Here is a 15,807-nt window from a genome sequence, read left to right on the forward strand (position 1 = left end):
GCAATGGTGTCTTCCGGGTGCCCTAGGCTGTAATGTCCCCGCCCCGGCAACCGTTCAGCAGCCTGCCTCCGAGTCCCGAACCACCCGCGGATGCATCGAGGCCCCACTGCCGCCGGCAGTGGGCCCGGCGGCTCCTCCGGGCATGGCGCGTCGTCGCGGGGGTTCCTGCCTGCCGTGATCCGGGCGGGACAGGGGGCCTGGTGAGCAGGAACAAGGGGCGACGGCATGCGAAGTGTGGGTGTGGAAGAGGAACTGCTGCTGGTGGACCCGAACAGTGGTGCGCCGGTCGCCGTCTCCGGCGCGGCGCTCGCGGCTGCCGACCGCCGGGCCTGGCAGCACGGCCGGGCCGGCGCGAAGGACCACCAGTTCGAGGAGGAGCTTCAACAGGAGCAGGTGGAGTTCGCGACCGAGCCGGTGACGGAGATGGGCCGGCTCCAGGAGGAGATCACCCGCTGCCGTAGGGAGGCGGCGCGGCATGCGGACACTGCCGGGGCGGTGGTGGTGGCTGTGGCGACTTCGCCGTTGGTTGTCGAGCCGTCGTTGAGTACCGGTACCCGTTATCAGTGGCTGGGTGAGCAGTTTGGGTTGACGGCTCAGGAGCAGTTGACCTGTGGCTGCCATGTGCACGTGTCGGTGGACTCCGACGAGGAGGGCGTGGCTGTCCTGGACCGTATACGCCCGTGGCTGGCGGTTCTGACGGCGATGAGCGCGAACTCGCCTTTCTGGCAGGGGCAGGACACCGGCTACGGCAGCTATCGCAGCCGGGTGTGGAACCGCTGGCCGTCCGCCGGTCCGGTCGAGATCTTCGGGTCCGCCGCCCGTTACCACGAGCAGGTAACCGCCATGCTCGAGACGGGGGTTCTCCGTGATGAGGGCATGGTCTACTTCGATGCCCGGCTCTCCGCCTCGTATCCCACCGTGGAGATCCGTGTGGCGGACGTGTGCCTGGACGCGTCTGTGCCCGTGCTGGTGGCCGCGCTCGTGCGTGCCCTGGTGGAGACGTCCGCCCGGGCTTGGCAGGACGGCGTACCGCCGGACAGGGTCGGGACGGGTCTGCTGCGCCTCGCCTCGTGGCGAGCGGGACGCTCGGGTCTCGACGGTCCCCTCCTGCACCCCGAGACCATGCGCGAGACCTCCGCTGCCAGGGCGGTGCGGGCTATGTACCGGCACGTTCGTGAGGCGCTGGTGGACCACGGCGACGACGATCTCGTTCGCGAGGGCATTGCCCGCCTCTTCGAACAGGGCAACGGGGCGCGTACGCAACGTCGGCTGCTGGCCGAGGAGGGCAGCCTCGCCCGGGTCGTGATCCGCTGCGCCGACTTGACCACGAGCAGTTGACGTCCTTCCGCTGCGCGGGTTCGTTGTCGTCAGGCTGATCGCGGCGGAGAGGACACGCGGGGTCTTGCGCCTGGTGAGCCGGCCTTGAGGTGTCGTTTCCCCACGTGAGTCGTGTGTCGTTTCAGATCATGGCTTTGCCGGTGACACCGCTGCTGCCCATGATCCCGGGCATTCCTGAGCGGCGCAGCCTCGACTACGTCCGGCACGGCACCGTTGATCTGTTCGCCGCGCTGAACACCGCCACCGGCAAGGTGATCGGGAAGCTGTCCGCACAGCACCGGACGGTGGACTTCCGGGACTCCCCGGCGAAGATCGACCGCCAGACCGAGCGGCGCGGCCGGACTGGCGGACGACTGTGCCGGCCGGCGGCGAAATGATCGGGCCGCCCCACACGCCCAAGAATGCCGGTGCTGACCAGATGCGGCGCCAACGGTCGATACCGATGCACGCTCGGGGGTCCTGCTGGCGGCGACGAGTCGCCCCTGGCTCAGCGCGTGAACCCGGATCCGAAGTGGAAGGTGGACAGCACCGGGGAAACCCCCAGATCGTCACGCCGCGGGAGTGGGGGCAGCACGCGAGCAACTGCTCGTGAGGGAGAAGGAATCGACCCACGTCCAGGACACGCTGGCCGCGATGCGCCGGCGAATGTCATGGACGGCGGTGGAGAAAGACCATGAATTCGACGAACCTGAAGGCAAGGCGAGCCTGCTTGACCTGTTCGAGGGCCGTCGTCAGCTGATCGTCTACTGCGCATTCTTCGAGCCCGGGGTTTCCGGCTGGCCCGACCATGCGTGCGTCGGTTGCTCCATGGTGGCCGATCACGTAGCCCGCCTCGCGCATCTGAACGCCCGCGACACCACTCTCGTCTTCGCTTCGCGCGCGCCGCAGCCGGACGTCGAGCGTGTGAAGGCGCGCATGGGCTGGACGATGCCCTGGTACACAATGACCGACGACTCCGACTTCGGCGTGGAAGACCGTGCACGGATCTGATGAACCAGTTCGGGCTGTAGCCAAAACGGGGGCCGTCACCCGTATTGCTCGGCACCGCCTTGCCGGCCTTCCCGCGCTCGATCGCTGAGTGTGCCCGGGCGTTGTCACCCAGTCGGGTGCCGGGCACCCGCTGCTCAGGCGCGCGTGGACAAAGCGCACGGTCGGGCCCCACCGCTCCCGCGCCCGGGCCAGGCACCACTGGCACGGCGGGCAGCCGTCGCTGCCGTACTTGTGCGCCTTGCGCAGGCATTCGGAACGCGGGCCGGTCTTGTCACCGGGGCAGGCCGGTGCGGACGGACCGGGCTCTGTGAGCGGAGGCGGGCTTGGCGTTGCGGCTCTGCAATGACACGGAGGGACGGCGCGGTGCACCCCGGTGACGTCCCACCACCGTCACGACCTCACCCAGAGGCCGTCGCCCGGCCGTCGACGGGGATGTTCGGCCAGGCCACGGTGATGAGGGCCGTTCCCAGGGGAAGCGCGACCCGGGTGAGAGCGTGCCGGTCGCCCCGGGTCGGGTCCCGGTTGACGATCAGCACCGGCTTCCCGGCCTGGGCCGCCTGGCGGACGAACCGGAGCCCGGACATCACCGTCAGTGAGGAGCCCAGGACCAGCAGCGAGGCTGCCTCACGGACCATGTGGCGGCAGTGCTCGACCCGCCGCGGCGGAACGGTCTCGCCGAAGAACACCACGTCCGGTTTGAGGATGCCGCCACAGACCGTGCAGGGCACCACGCGGAAGTCTCCGACCTGTTCGTCGGTGAGGTCCGCGTCACCGTCCGGGTTGATTCCGGCGGCCACCGGCTCGAAGCCCACGTTGGCCTCCTCCAGCCGCCGGGCGAGTTCACGGCGCGGGCTGAAGGTGCCGCAGGAAAGGCAGACGACCCGCTCCAGGCTTCCGTGGAGTTCCACCACGCCCGTGCTGCCGGCGGCCTGGTGCAGGCCGTCGACGTTCTGGGTGATCACACCCGAGAGCAGGCCGTGCCGCCCGAACGCGGCCACGGTCCGGTGCCCGGCGTTGGGGCGGGCGCGGCCGAAGGTGCGCCAGCCGAGGTGGCTGCGCGCCCAGTACCGGCGCCGGGCCTGGGCGCCGGCGGTGAAGTCCTGGTAGGTCATCGGGGTGTGTCGGCTCAGGCTCCCGCCTTCGCCCCGGTAGTCGGGGATGCCCGACTCCGTGGAGATGCCCGCCCCGCTGAGCACCAGCACATCGCCGGTGTTCAGCACATCGGCGACCGGCCCCAGATCTGTGGTGCCCGGCGGCAGGTCCTCGGCAGGGGTCCAGCTCATAGTGGGGCGCATGCGCATGTCGCCAGGGTACGGAACAGGCCACCACTGAGGCTGATCCCTCGGAGTGGACACCCTGACAATGGATCTTGAAGGTCCAGGAAGGGACGTCCAGGTGGGACACCAGTCTCCGTACCCGGAGGAGTTCCGGAAGGACGCCGTCGCCTTGTATCGGGCGGCCGGCGGCAAACGTACCTACGCGGCGGTGGCTGCTGACCTCGGGATCACCGGGGAGACGCTGCGCACGTGGGTCGGCAAGGGCAACACCGATCAGCAGGTGCTGGCCGCGCGAGACGGCAACGGGCCAGAGAGCCCGGCCGAAGAGCTTGCCCGGCTGTTCAGGGCCGAGAAGGAGTGGCGGCTGGAGCGCGAGATCCTGCGCCGGGCAGCCGCCTGTTTCGCTCGGGAGGTGAAGTGAAGGCCCCTCCCCAAGCTCTGCGAGCCGGGGATATCCCATGCCGGGACTCCCTCTCCGGCAACCGCGCCGACTTCGGCGTGAAGCCGGCTGGGCCGGGTGCTCGGCGTGCCCGCTCCGGCTATTACCGGCAGCGGGCCACCGCCCAGGCCCGCGTCGAGCGCCAGACCGAGGAGGCTCAGGTGGTTGCCGAGATCCGCGAGGTCCACGCCAAGCACCATGGCGCCTACGGCGCGCCGCGCATCCATGCAGAGCTGCGGGCGCGGGGCCGGAAGATCAACCGCTGGGGGTGCTCCCGCTTGCGGGGGAGTGTGACCCGGCTGATGCGCATCAACCACATCGTCGGCCGTCACTTGCGCCGCGCCGAACGGACCACGATTGCGGACCGGACAGCGTCGCCCGGCGCGGACCTCCTGAACAGGGGCTTCACCGCCGACGGTCAGGTGCGCGCGTCATTTTTCACACGGACAGGGGCGCGCAACACGCTGCGGCCGTCTTCACTGCGGTCTGCCGCCGACACGGCATCCGCCGCAGCACGGGCAGCGTCGGCTCGAGCTGCAACTCGTCGCACAGAACCCGGTGTCCACTCCTGGGGAGCAACTCCAACCGGCGAGCTGGCCCAGTCCGGCGGACATGGGCGATGCTGACGCAGCAGGCACGGTCTCCCGTTGTGGTGATCAGCGAACTCGACACTCCAGGATCACCGGGAGGCCGTGCCTGCGCGTGTATCCGTCGGTCCGTCACGAATCACCGTCACGACCGAGTTCGGGCGTCAGGCCCATACGGACCACGTCGGGCCAACCGCGACAGCGACTCCGACGCCGCCACTCCCGGCTCGGGCAGCGCAACCCGATCGCCTACGAGGCAGCCCTCCACACGACATCAACTACGCTGGCGCCAGCCGCATAAGCGTGTCCAGATCCGGGGTCAAGGCCCGTTCACGCCTCGCCACGTACTTTCATCACCATCTTGTTGAGCGCCCACAGCCCGATTCCGAGGGCCAGCAGCACGCCCGCCCTGATGTACACGTCGGCGGACCGATCGGACAGCGGGCTGGCCAGGATCAGGGCAGTGATCGCGCCGAGCACCGGCAGGGCCGTCGGCGTGCGGAAGTGCTTGTGCTCGACGCGGTCGCGGCGCAGGACGAGGACAGCGATGTTGACGACGGCGAAGACACACAGGAGCAGGAAGGCCGTGGTGTCGCCGAGACCCGCGATCTCCCCGGTGGAGACCAGGCCGATGGCGAGGAACGAGACGAAGACGATGCCGACGACCGGGGTGCGGCGCCTGGGAAGGACACGGCCCATGCCGCGGGGCAGGACGCGTTCGTTGGCCATGCCGTAGCAGAGGCGGGACGCCATCATGATGTTGATCAGAGCCGAGTTGGTGACGGCGAACAGGGCGATCAGCGCGAACAGCTTGGGCGGGAAGTCGATGCCTCCGGCCTTGACGACCTCCAGCAGCGGGCCGCTTGAGTCCTCCAGCACGCGGTAGTCGACGAGCAGGGAGGCGACCAGGGCGACCAGGACATAGATGGTGCCGGTGACGGCGACGCCGGTGAAGATGGCGCGCGGGAACGTACGCACCGGGTCCTTGGTCTCCTCGGCCATGTTGACGGAGTCCTCGAAGCCGACGAAGGCGAAGAAGCCGAGGGCCGTCGCCCCCAGCACGCTGGTGATCAGCGCGTAACCGGTGCCCTCCGCCTGGAACTCGCCGAGCCGGGAGGGTTCGCCGTCACCGGTCAGAATCGCCCAGGCGCCGATCATGAGGATGATGAGCAGGCCGGTCAGCTCGACCAGGGTGAGGACCACATTGGTCTTCACGGACTCCGACACGCCCCGCAGGTTCAGGGCCGCCAGGGCGAGGATGAACAGGATCGCGACGAGGGTGGACGGGAGGAAGCCCGTGAACTCGGCGAGGTAGTCGCCGCTGAAGGCGCGGGCCGCCGCACTGGCCGAGGAAAGTCCCGAGCACATGACCATGAAGCCGATGATGAAGGTGAGGAACGGGACCTTGAACGCCTTCTGGGTGTAGAGCGCGGCGCCGGCCGCCTTCGGGTACTTGGTGACGAGCTCGACGTACGAGGCCGCGGTCAGGATGGCCACCACGAACCCGATGACGAACGGCAGCCACAGCGCCCCGCCGACCTTGCCGGCGACCTGACCGGTGGTGGCATAGATGCCGGTGCCGAGGATGTCGCCGATCACGAACAGGACCAGCAGTCGGGGGCCGATGGCACGCCGCAGCGGGGTGTCGTCCCCCTCCCCGGTGAAACCGCGGCATCGCTTCCGGCTGTGGACACAAGGACTCCCCTCTGAGGCGTTCCGCTCTGAGGCGTCCCGCAGTGAACAACGTTCTGCCTGCCCGGCAGACCGATCAGTGATGCCTCGGCGTACTGCAATCGGAGGCACGACCGTGTCGATGGCTTCGGGCTGGCTTCGTCGATGTCTAGCGGTTCTGGTACCACTTCTGTTTGCGCCGTGAGACGCAAACAGAAGTGGTACCAGAACCTGAGTTTGGATTCACGCTGCCTTCCTCGCTCACCGGGCTGAGTGGTCAGGCGGACCTCGAGCGCGACCGCACCGCGGCCAACCGCAAGTACGACCGGGCCGGGCTGGTGGAGGTCGACCGGCTGTTCTCCTTCACCCTGCGGGGAGCTGCGCCTGAGAGGTGATCGGCAGGACCGCGCTGCCCTGCTCAGTGAAATGGGATCCTGGGGGACGGCCCGGGAGCGGACCACCCTCGTCCGGTCACCCGTGAGCTGTGTCGTCGGCCAGGGTGTCGAAGAACAGGCTGAGGCCCTTACCCATGGTGGGGTGGGTGATAACGACGTCGCGGACCTGCTGGTATGGCAGCCGGCCGAGCATGGCCATCCGCACGGCGGAAAGGACCTCCCCGGCGTTGTGGCCCAGCAGAGCGACGCCGAGGATCTGGTCCGTCCCGGCGTCGACGACGGCCTTCCAGGTGCCGGCCTTGTCGTGCAGGTCTTGGCGCGCGGGATGGCGGCGACCGGGAGCCGGGCCACCTTCACGTCGCGCCCCTGCGCACGGGCCTCGGTCTCTGTGAGCCCGAGGCGGGCGAGCGCGGGGGTGAAGAAGACGGTGCAGAGTACGGCCCGGCCGCTGGTGACGGCGTCGCCGCCGGCGAGGTCGGCCCGCAGGATGCGGAAGTCGTTCCAGGAGGCGTGGGCCAGGAGGCGTGGGCCAGGAGGCGTGGGCCAGGAGGCGTGGGTGAACGAACTGGGCAGGACGCGCCGCTAGATCATTCGCTGCCTCAAGCGGTACGTCGCACGAGAGATCCACCGGTTCATCGTCCCTGCACACCCTGCGGCAGACCGCACGGGACCAGCCCGAAGCGCCGCTCGACATCCAGGGGCATCAACGCCGCCGCTGAGAGCTTCCGGGCCGTGCTCAAGGAGGAGAGCGGCACCCGGGTATGGCCGGACCGGGCCACTGCCCGCGCCGAGGTTTTCACGTTCATCGAAACGTTCTGCAATAGGCCGGCAGCTTCACCCAATCGGGCAACAGGGTCATCGACGGCTTCTGCAACCCTCGCCGCACCCAGAAGCGGCTCGGCCACCAGCCCGATCGAGTTCGAGGAGAAGCACTACACCGACCAGACGGCGGCCGAACCAGTGAACCTGAAACCACGTCAACCCGCCCTGACCAGCTAGTCAGCCTCCCCCGCGCAGTGGGTAGACCTCGGATCAACAGCGACGATAAATCCGATATTCCGGATATTTCGGGTGTGGTGTCCCATGCTGGGGCGTGCTGTGTCCAGCCCCATCCGAGGCCGCCCGGCCAGGGGTGGGTGAGTGTGCGACCGACCGGAGAGCCATGTTCAGCCAGGAACGCGACCGTCAGACCTCTCAACCCCGCCGCGCCGTACTCGGTGCCGGGATCGCCGCTGCGGAGCCGGCCTGCTCGCCGCCTGCTCGGACGGCGCACCGGACCGGAGCCGCCGCGAGGGTGCCCCGGGCGCCGCGCCCGCGCGATCTGCCCCTCCGCAGGACAGCACACAGGCACCGCCCGCAGGGACTCCGAGCCCCGAAAGGCCGACACGAGGACTGACCCTCACGGCTACTCCCAGCACGGTCAACCTGGGGGGCGGACACACCGTCAGGACGTGGACGTACAACGACGAGCTGCCAGGCCGCGAGGTCCGTGTCACCGCAGGGGAGACCCTCGAACTGACCCTGAACAACCATTTGCCGGAAGCCACCACGGTTCACTGGCACGGCATCGCCCTGCGCAACGACATGGACGGCGTGCCGAACGTGACGCAGCGGCCGATCACAGCGGGCAAATCGTTCACGTACCGCTTCCACGTCCCGCACCCCGGCACATACTGGTTCCACCCGCACCTGGGCCTGCAACTCGACACCGGTCTCTACGCACCGCTGATCGTGGACGATCCCAACGAGCCCCTCTCCTACGACCAGGAGTGGGTCATCGTCCTCGACGACTGGATCGACGGGGTGAACGGCTCGACTCCACAGGACGTGTTCGCGCAGCTCCGTATGGGCAAACCCGCAATGGGGCACGGCTCGGGTCCCGACGACGACCACCATGACGCGCGCGGTGAGCAAGAGCGTGAGAACCCGCCTTCCCGCCCCCGAGGAGGGATCGACGCCGGGTACGGGCCGCCCCGGGCGCAGGTGCCGGGTCGCCGGGACGACGACCCTTCGGCGCCGCCGTACGGCGGTAAGGGCACCTACCGGCTGATGAGGAGTGCCGTCAGCGGACTACTCGGCGGACACGCGGGCAGTGTCGACTACCCGCACTACCTGATCAACGGGCGCACCTCGGTCGACCCCACGCAGTTCAGGGCCAGGCCCGGCGAACGCATCCGGCTGCGCATCATCAACGCGGCCGCTGAGACGCCGTTCCGGGTGGCGCTCGGGGACCACCAGCTCACCGTCACCCACAGCGACGGCTTCCCCGTACAGCATCACAAGGTCGACTCGCTGCTCCTGGGCATGGCCGAGCGGTACGACGCGCTCATCACCGTGAAGAGCGGGGTCTTCCCGTTCACCGCGCTTGCCGAGGGTAAAGGCGGGGTGGCGATGGCCGTTCTGCGCGCGGGCAGCGGCGCTACGCCGGAGCCATCCGCGCGTCCGGCGGAGCTGAACCGGAACGTGCTGGTTTCGGCCCGGCGGCTACAGCCGCACGAATCCGTGGCCCTGGACCGGCGCAGACCCGACCGTCAAATCAAACTCGCCCTGACCGGCAGTATGAAGAAATTCGACTGGGGTATCGACCACAGGCCTTATTCGCCGGACCGGATTCACAAGATCGAACGTGGTGAGCGGGTGCGGTTGGTCGTCATCAATGCCACGGACATGTGGCATCCCGTCCATCTGCACGGCCACACCTACGGCCTGGCCGACATCGATTCCCCCGGCGCCCGCAAGGACACCGCCGTGGTGCTGCCGCACCACAAGCTGGTAGTCGACTTCGACGCGGATAACCCAGGACTGTGGATGCTGCACTGTCACAACGTCTATCACTCGGAGTCCGGAATGATGACGACGCTCGGCTACTGACAGCCACGCGGCTGCCCCGTCAGGGGAAGCCGCGTCACCGGGCGAGGTGGGCGCCAGCCCCCTGACACCTCCACTCGGCTACGGAGGCTGGACGGGCACGGCTTCCGCCACGTGCGTCGGCTTCGGCTGCTCGGACGCGGGGCGGGCATGCCCAGGGGTGTGCTGCCGGTGTCGTCGCGGCGCTGGCGCCCCCAGTTGCCGCTTCAACTCGCGTCGGCATGTGGCGGGGTTGAGGCGCTGCCTTGGGTGCGGCAGGGCCTGGAGAAGGCACAGCGTCCGCACTCGTCAGAAGACGTACTGAGCCGTGCGGACACGTAAGTCCACGTCAACGGCCATCTCAGGCGCTCGATCCTGGTGAGACTCATCCAACTTACCGAGGAGAAAGAGATGTTCGATACGGCCTTCGCCTGTCATGTGCGCTATCAACGCGAAGCAGCCAGCACGGCGGGAGCGTCACTTGCGACCAGGGAGTCTCGACCCGCTGCCAGCTCCGGCACGTACGTGTGGAGCGTCGTCCGGGAGACACCCAGGAGCTCGGCGATCGACGTGATCGTGTCCTCCGGATCCGTCAGCAAAGCGCGAACGTCCCACACTTGTTGCTCCGTTATGGCGAGCGGCCGGCCGATGTGCTCTTCGCGGGCCCGGGCCGCTGCCGGGCCCTCGTGGGTGCCCTGCACGATCAGTTCCCGGATGAACCCCGCGAGCGCGGCGAACACGTGGAACACCAAGAGCCCGCCCGGGGGCGTGGTGTCCAGCGGCTCGTGCAGCGACTGGAGCCGATCCCGCGCTTGCACAGGGCGGAGAAGATGAAGATCAGGTCTTGGATCGAGCGACCCAACCGGTCGAGGGAGGGCGCCAGGAGGGTGTCGCCGGGACGGAGGTGGCCGAGGCACTTCCGCAGCTCCTCGCGTCCCGCTTTCTTGCCGGACTTCTTGTCGGCGGAGACCCGCACGCGGTCGGCCTCGTTCAGGGCTGCGACCTGCCGATCGAGCAGCTGCCCCTTCGTGGACACGCGCGCGTACCCGACCCGGGCCCCGAATGGCGGAGTCGCGTATCCAACTGTCGTCGATTCGGATGTGGTTCCTGCTTGACGGTTACGGAATGCTGTCATCGGGCCGGGCCCTGGCGGTGGCTAGGGTCGGCCTCATGCGTGGCGACGATGTCCGAGCAGCAGCCGGGACGGCGATGTCCTTCCTCCAGCCGCACGCCGTCCGTGACTGGTCGGTTTCGGTACCGGGCTTGGACTTCACCGTGGCCTCGGTGGTGGCACACGCCGGCCAGGGGCCGTTGTGGTATGCGCTGGACCTCACCGGCGGCCCGGCGGACGACACGGCGTTCGAGATCAGAGTTCGGCCCGATGCCGGGCCGGAGGCGTTGCTCAGGAGCCTGTGCAACGCGGCTCACCTGTGTGCGACGGCCGTGGACAGCCTTCCAGTGACGGCGCGTGGTTTCCATCCGTTCGGGGCCGCCGACCCGTCCGGATTCGCGGCGATGGCCTGCGGGGAGATCCTGGTCCACACCTATGACGCGGCCACCGGTCTCGGCGAAGGCTTCCGGCCCGGCCAGCGCCTCGCGCGACGGGTGCTGACGCGGCTGTTCCCCTGGCATGCTCCGGGCACCGACGCCTGGGCGACCCTGCTGTGGGCCCACGGCCGGCTGGACCTGCCGCACGCGCCGCGCCAGTGCGACTGGCGTTGGCACAGCGCGCCGATTGCCGAATGGGACGGGACGATTCCCCGCAAGGCGTGACCGAGTGCTCACCTGCCACCGGTCCTCGGCTTCGGTCAGCCCGGCCAGGTCCTACCGGTGCTCGCCAGTCAACGGTCGCGAGCTCTCCGCGGGGTCCAGCCTGCTGATGACCATTTGTGATCTCCAGCGGCGTATCGGCTCCACCGATCTGGGGGAGGGAGGCCAGAGTGGTGTTCTTCTCGCCGAGCCAATGGAGGAAGGTCCGATACGGGTCAACTGTGGCTCCGAGGACGGTTCGTGGTACCACTGAACCGCCAGGGCCGGCTCCACCGGTGCCGGCGGCCACATCATCGAGACCGGCGCCGGCTCCTGCCGCCTGCCGCAGCCAAGACCCAGCAGGACGGCGGCGGACCGCAGACGCCAACACCGCGATCACCCTCCGGATGCCCCGCACGCTCGTACCCGGGCCAGCACGAGGTCCGCCAGCTCCTGCGGGGCCAGCTCGCCATCCAGGAACACCGTGTCGCCCGGCAGAGTGCCGACGGCGGCCATGCACGGTCCAATCCTGTCCTTGCCCCAGCGCCGGACCCGCTCCTCCCGCTCGGGGTCATCAGGGAAGAAGCTTCGTCCGTCGATCCGCTTCTCCAATACCTCTCGGGAGACCTTGAGGAAGAAGTGGTGAACGTCGATGCCCGCGTCCCTCAACACGCCGAAAATCTCAGCGACATAGCCCGGGTCAACCAGGGTCATGGGGACCAGGACCGGGCGGCGGTACTCTTCGACCAGCCCGACCGCCAGATCGGCAACCTGCCGGCGCCACAGCCGGAGATCCTGGAAGTCGCCGGTCGGCACGTCCACGATCTCCCGCAGCACAAAGCCGACCATCTCCGGGTCGTAGACCAGTGCCTCGGGCCAGCGCGGACGCAACTCGTCCACCAGCGTCGTCTTCCCGCTGCCGAACGCACCGTTCACCCAGACGATCAACGCGATCCTCCCCGCCTCATTGTCATGCCCGCGCGCCGGGCCTGGCACGTCGGACCAGCATGTCGCGCGGCCTGAGTGAGGCCGAAATCCATTGCCAGACCATGACCGAAAGATCGCTGAGCAGGACGGAATCCCGCCACCGAGCGGAACCGGCTCACCTTAGCAATGACACGACATCACAAGTCCAACCTCAGTGAGCGCTTCGGCGCAGTGCTTCCGTATAGGCATTCCGGAGCCCATCCATCACCGTCAACGATTGGTGCTCCAGGCGAACTCGTCCGGTGATTGCCACCAGTGGGGAGAACCCGCACAGTCGGCGCACCGTCTGACCGTCCTACGTTCGGCCCGGGGGCCGGGTGGCGTCGGTGATGCGGTCGATCCGGTAGTAGTCGGCGACACACCCTCCGGGCCAGTAGGAGCGTCCCTGCCGACTGAACGGCTCCAGCACCTGGCTGATCACGAGTCGCTCGTACGGGAGGACCCTGGCACCGGAACTTGCACCCGCGCGCAGCCGCCGGTCCTGGGCATCCCACTTCACCGCCCGCGCGCGCATGTTCGCGTCGAGGTCGAGCAGGGCGACCGCCGGGCCGAAGCAGACCAGGACGCAGAGCACCGCGCACGCGGCCTGCAGGGGACCGGTCTGCCGCGCACGCTGCCGGGCCGCCATGCCCAGCAGCGCCCCAGCGCCGACGAGCAGGGCCACGTACACCAAGAGGTAGTCGTTCCAGAGCCGGTTGGCGCTGGGATCACTCACCCGATCCTGGAAGGCAGGGTAGGTGATGACCGTGCAGAGGTAGCCGGACACGAGGAGCGCGGCCACTCCGGCACAGGCCGTCACAGGCCAGTGGGTGGGCGGGCCTGGCGGGCTCCCGTCCAGGCGTCGGCACAACAGGCCCAGGAGCATCCCCACCGCGACCGCCCCGACGTACTGCCAGGTGGTGCCAACGGTGTGGGCGATCTCCGCGAACCCGCGCAGCGAGGCGGCGAGCGACTCCGGCGCGATCAAGGATGTCGTATCCGCACCGAACCGATCCCGCCGGGTGTTCGAGCCGGGTGAGGTGATCAGGACGAGAACCCCGGCCGTGATCCCGGCGATGCCCGCTGCGCACCAGAGGCAGAGGAAGTGCCGGGAGGGACCGGCGGCGGCACGGCCGCTGAGAAGGAGGACGGTGACCAGCAGCACCATCACGACGATCGCGGTCTCTTCCGACAGAGTACCGATGGCCAGACCGGCGAACAGGGCGACGGCGAGGGCCACGCCCCTGCCACGGCGCGAGCGCCCCACCAGGAACGGGAGCAGCGCGGCGCAGGCCACTACCGGTGGCATCGTGTGCGAGACCGACGCTGCGGGCCAGTAGAACGTCTTGTACGTGTTGGGCGTCACGAACAGGAAGAGGGCGGTCGCCATGGCTGCGACCAGCAGCGGCAGCCCGCGCGGCACGGCGATCCTGGCCCGCCGCAGCGCGAGGACCGTCACCGCCCACAGCACCGCGAGCGTCAGCACGCCGCTGACCAGGCCGAACCATTGGTGGCCCGCGACCTGGAACTTCGCGTAGGCACCGACCAGCACCGCGTTGGCGACCCGTCCGTTGTCGTCGAAGTAGAACCGGCCGATGAGGCCTGTGATGCCGTCGTCCCGCACCACCGGCAGGAAGCACCAGTCGTCCGCGCCCGGCCGGACCGACCGCCCGAACCACGCGGCCGCGGCGAGCAGGGCGAGGGGCGGGAGGGAGAGGGCGGTCACCCAGAGCGAGGTCCGCGCGCGCGGCCGGGAGCCGTGCTCCGGCCGTCCTGGCACGCCCTGCGGGTCGTGCAGGTCGTACTGCCGCGTGGCGTCCGGCCGGCCCGGGGCCGCGGATTCCGGTGTGCTGTCGGGCATCCGTGCTCACCGGTCCTCGGAGCAGTGGAGGGGGCGGTCGGCGACCGGCTTGCTCACCGGCCGGGGTAGCTGTGCGGCCGCCCCGGCCGGGGCGGAGGTTTCGCGGCGACCCGACATGATCGCCCATCGGGCCAGCAGGAAGGAGACGGGAGTGACGAGGACACCGGCGACGAGGGCAGCCAGGTTCTTGTCCAGGCCGAGACCGCTGACCGCCCCGTAGAGCAGCGCGCCCGATGCCACGAGATTGACGAGGCTCGACACGGGATAGCGCACGAACGCGTGCCACGTCGGCTTCGTCCGACAGGTGACGTACGAGTTGAGCATGAACGAGCACACGATGCTGACCGCATATCCGAGGACATGGGCGACCAGGTAGGGGATCCATTGGTTCAGAACGGCGTAGACACCGAGATAGACGGCTGTGTTCACGCACCCCACCAGGACGAAACTGCCGAACTGGCGCGCGGTGCGTACCTGGACGGAGACAAGCCCGATCCGGGAGGAGACAAGCTCGTTCAGTTCCGATGTGCCCGGGGGCGGAGGGCGGTCCGACAGCACCGGACAGCTCTCGTCGGTCTCCCGCACCACGTACGGCGGACGGTGCTTCGCCTCCTGATAGATGCGCCCCACATATTCGCCGATGACCCCAAGAGTGACCAACTGGATACCGCTGAGGGCCACCACCGCGGTGAGCAGCGTGGCGTAGCCCGGCGTGTCGGCACCGTGCAGCACGACGGTCACAACGGTCCACACCGCGTAGGCCAGTGCCGACAGGAAGACCCAGAATCCTGTGTAGATGGCCAGGCGGAGCGGACGGTTGTTGAAGGAGAGAAGCCCGTCGATGCCGTAGTTCAGCAGCCGCCTGCTCCCCCATTTCGACCGGCCGGCGACGCGTTCGCTGTTCCGGTAGCGGAAGCTGACCGTGTCGAAGCCGATCCAGGAGAAGATCCCCTTCGAGAAGCGGTTGCTCTCCGGCAGGGACAGGACGCTCTCCACCGCCCGCCGGGACAACAGCCGGAAGTCACCCGAGCCGTCGAGGAGTTCCACGTCCACACAACGGCGTACGACTGCGTAGTAGGCGTGGCTGAGTGTGCTGCGGACCACGCCCTCGCCCGAGCGGTTGCGACGTGGGATCACCTGGTCGTATCCGTGCCGGTGCAGTTCGAGCATGCGGGGGATGAGTTCGGGCGGGTGCTGGAGGTCGGCGTCCATGATCACCACAGCGGCGCCCCGCGACATGCGGAGACCGGCAAGCATGGCGGCCTCCTTGCCGAAGTTCCGGCTGAGCGCCGTGTAGCGGGTCCGCTCGTCCTGTGCGGCGAAGGCGTTGAGCAGCAGTCGTGTGCGGTCGAGACTGCCGTCGTCCACGTAACAGATCTCGAAGGTGTCTTCGAGCCCTTCCAGGACGGCGATCAGAGCCGCGTGGAAAGACCTGATGCCCTCGGCCTCGTTGAAGCAGGGCACGACGACCGACAGTTGAAGGCCGGTCACGCGACACCTCCGGACGTCCTCGGACTCGGACCTGTTGATCTCGGATCGCTCCGTTTCACCACAGTGGCCCATCCAACGGTAAGGTCCTCCTCCTCGTGCTCCGACGCGCGAGCCGCCGCCCTCTTTCGCACGAACGGCGCACGGGCAGTGCCCAGGAAGGGGCTTCGGACCCCCGAAGGACCCGAAGCAGGAGGCG

Annotated in this window: 14 protein-coding genes and 3 pseudogenes; 7 read left to right on the forward strand and 10 right to left on the reverse strand. The window is 68.7% G+C overall.

Annotated elements, in window-relative coordinates; genetic code table 11:
- Positions 1–225 precede the first annotated feature (225 nt).
- The 3 genes from WJ438_RS36985 to WJ438_RS36995 all read left to right on the forward strand — a co-directional run bounded on the left by WJ438_RS36985 (position 226) and on the right by WJ438_RS36995 (position 2,328).
- Positions 226–1,338: a glutamate--cysteine ligase gene (locus tag WJ438_RS36985; protein WP_406729050.1), complete on the forward strand. Its 1,113-nt coding sequence runs from the start codon at positions 226–228 to the stop codon at positions 1,336–1,338.
- A gap of 128 nt (positions 1,339–1,466) precedes the next feature.
- The gene (locus tag WJ438_RS36990) at positions 1,467–1,715 is read left to right on the forward strand and encodes a hypothetical protein (RefSeq protein ID WP_406729051.1); all 249 of its coding nucleotides are present in this window, start codon (positions 1,467–1,469) and stop codon (positions 1,713–1,715) included.
- Positions 1,716–1,926: 211 nt separating this feature from the next.
- Positions 1,927–2,328 carry a DUF899 family protein gene (locus tag WJ438_RS36995; protein ID WP_406729052.1) on the forward strand — a complete coding sequence of 134 codons (402 nt, stop codon included), beginning with the start codon at positions 1,927–1,929 and terminating at the stop codon, positions 2,326–2,328.
- A 398-nt stretch (positions 2,329–2,726) separates the two neighbouring features.
- On the opposite strand, the gene WJ438_RS37000 is transcribed toward WJ438_RS36995, so the two are convergent.
- Positions 2,727–3,629, reverse strand: a complete 903-nt coding sequence (locus tag WJ438_RS37000; protein ID WP_406729053.1) for an NAD-dependent protein deacetylase — start codon at positions 3,627–3,629, stop codon at positions 2,727–2,729.
- Between the two features lie 94 nt (positions 3,630–3,723).
- Between WJ438_RS37000 and WJ438_RS37005 the strand changes: the two are divergent.
- A pseudogene (locus WJ438_RS37005) lies at positions 3,724–4,591 on the forward strand (IS3 family transposase); the annotation flags it as partial.
- Between the two features lie 370 nt (positions 4,592–4,961).
- On the opposite strand, the gene WJ438_RS37010 reads toward WJ438_RS37005, so the two are convergent.
- On the reverse strand, positions 4,962–6,269 hold the full coding sequence (locus WJ438_RS37010; RefSeq protein WP_406729923.1) for an APC family permease: 1,308 nt from the start codon (positions 6,267–6,269) through the stop codon (positions 4,962–4,964).
- Between the two features lie 251 nt (positions 6,270–6,520).
- Here WJ438_RS37010 and WJ438_RS37015 point away from each other — a divergent pair, with 251 nt between their 5' ends.
- Complete coding sequence (locus tag WJ438_RS37015; RefSeq protein WP_406729054.1) at positions 6,521–6,697, forward strand: hypothetical protein; 177 nt, start codon at positions 6,521–6,523, stop codon at positions 6,695–6,697.
- A gap of 76 nt (positions 6,698–6,773) precedes the next feature.
- Here the strand turns inward: WJ438_RS37015 and WJ438_RS37020 are convergent, their stop codons facing one another.
- From WJ438_RS37020 to WJ438_RS37030, 3 genes and pseudogenes are all read right to left on the reverse strand, one after another.
- Entirely contained in the window at positions 6,774–7,130 is a 357-nt protein-coding gene (locus tag WJ438_RS37020) for a hypothetical protein (protein ID WP_406729924.1), read from the reverse strand.
- Positions 7,064–7,270 (reverse strand): annotated as a pseudogene (locus WJ438_RS37025) (hypothetical protein); the annotation flags it as partial. The gene WJ438_RS37020 and the pseudogene WJ438_RS37025, both read right to left, overlap by 67 nt.
- Positions 7,271–7,329: 59 nt before the next feature.
- Positions 7,330–7,602 carry a hypothetical protein gene (locus tag WJ438_RS37030; RefSeq protein WP_406729055.1) on the reverse strand — a complete coding sequence of 91 codons (273 nt, stop codon included), beginning with the start codon at positions 7,600–7,602 and terminating at the stop codon, positions 7,330–7,332.
- Between the two features lie 257 nt (positions 7,603–7,859).
- Between WJ438_RS37030 and WJ438_RS37035 the strand changes: the two are divergent.
- A pseudogene (locus tag WJ438_RS37035) lies at positions 7,860–9,568 on the forward strand (multicopper oxidase family protein).
- Positions 9,569–9,990: 422 nt separating this feature from the next.
- Here WJ438_RS37035 and WJ438_RS37040 read toward each other — a convergent pair.
- Both WJ438_RS37040 and WJ438_RS37045 read right to left on the reverse strand, forming a co-directional pair.
- Positions 9,991–10,362, reverse strand: a complete 372-nt coding sequence (locus tag WJ438_RS37040) for a helix-turn-helix domain-containing protein (protein WP_406729056.1) — start codon at positions 10,360–10,362, stop codon at positions 9,991–9,993.
- On the reverse strand, positions 10,248–10,679 hold the full coding sequence (locus WJ438_RS37045; protein ID WP_406729057.1) for a recombinase family protein: 432 nt from the start codon (positions 10,677–10,679) through the stop codon (positions 10,248–10,250). Before WJ438_RS37045 ends, WJ438_RS37040 begins: the two co-directional genes overlap by 115 nt.
- 35 nt (positions 10,680–10,714) lie before the next feature.
- Between WJ438_RS37045 and WJ438_RS37050 the strand changes: the two genes are divergently transcribed.
- Positions 10,715–11,317 (forward strand): maleylpyruvate isomerase N-terminal domain-containing protein, encoded by a 603-nt coding sequence (locus WJ438_RS37050; protein WP_406729058.1) that lies wholly within the window; start codon positions 10,715–10,717, stop codon positions 11,315–11,317.
- Between the two features lie 372 nt (positions 11,318–11,689).
- Here WJ438_RS37050 and WJ438_RS37055 read toward each other — a convergent pair whose 3' ends face one another.
- From WJ438_RS37055 to WJ438_RS37065, 3 genes are all read right to left on the reverse strand, one after another.
- On the reverse strand, positions 11,690–12,241 hold the full coding sequence (locus WJ438_RS37055; RefSeq protein WP_406729925.1) for an AAA family ATPase: 552 nt from the start codon (positions 12,239–12,241) through the stop codon (positions 11,690–11,692).
- A 334-nt stretch (positions 12,242–12,575) separates the two neighbouring features.
- Positions 12,576–14,120 carry a DUF6056 family protein gene (locus WJ438_RS37060; RefSeq protein WP_406729059.1) on the reverse strand — a complete coding sequence of 515 codons (1,545 nt, stop codon included), beginning with the start codon at positions 14,118–14,120 and terminating at the stop codon, positions 12,576–12,578.
- A 6-nt stretch (positions 14,121–14,126) separates the two neighbouring features.
- Entirely contained in the window at positions 14,127–15,611 is a 1,485-nt protein-coding gene (locus WJ438_RS37065) for a glycosyltransferase (RefSeq protein ID WP_406729060.1), read from the reverse strand.
- Positions 15,612–15,807 lie beyond the last annotated feature (196 nt).

It is taken from the genome of Streptomyces sp. GD-15H (genome assembly GCF_045291515.1).
Taxonomy (GTDB): Bacteria; Actinomycetota; Actinomycetes; order Streptomycetales; family Streptomycetaceae; genus Streptomyces.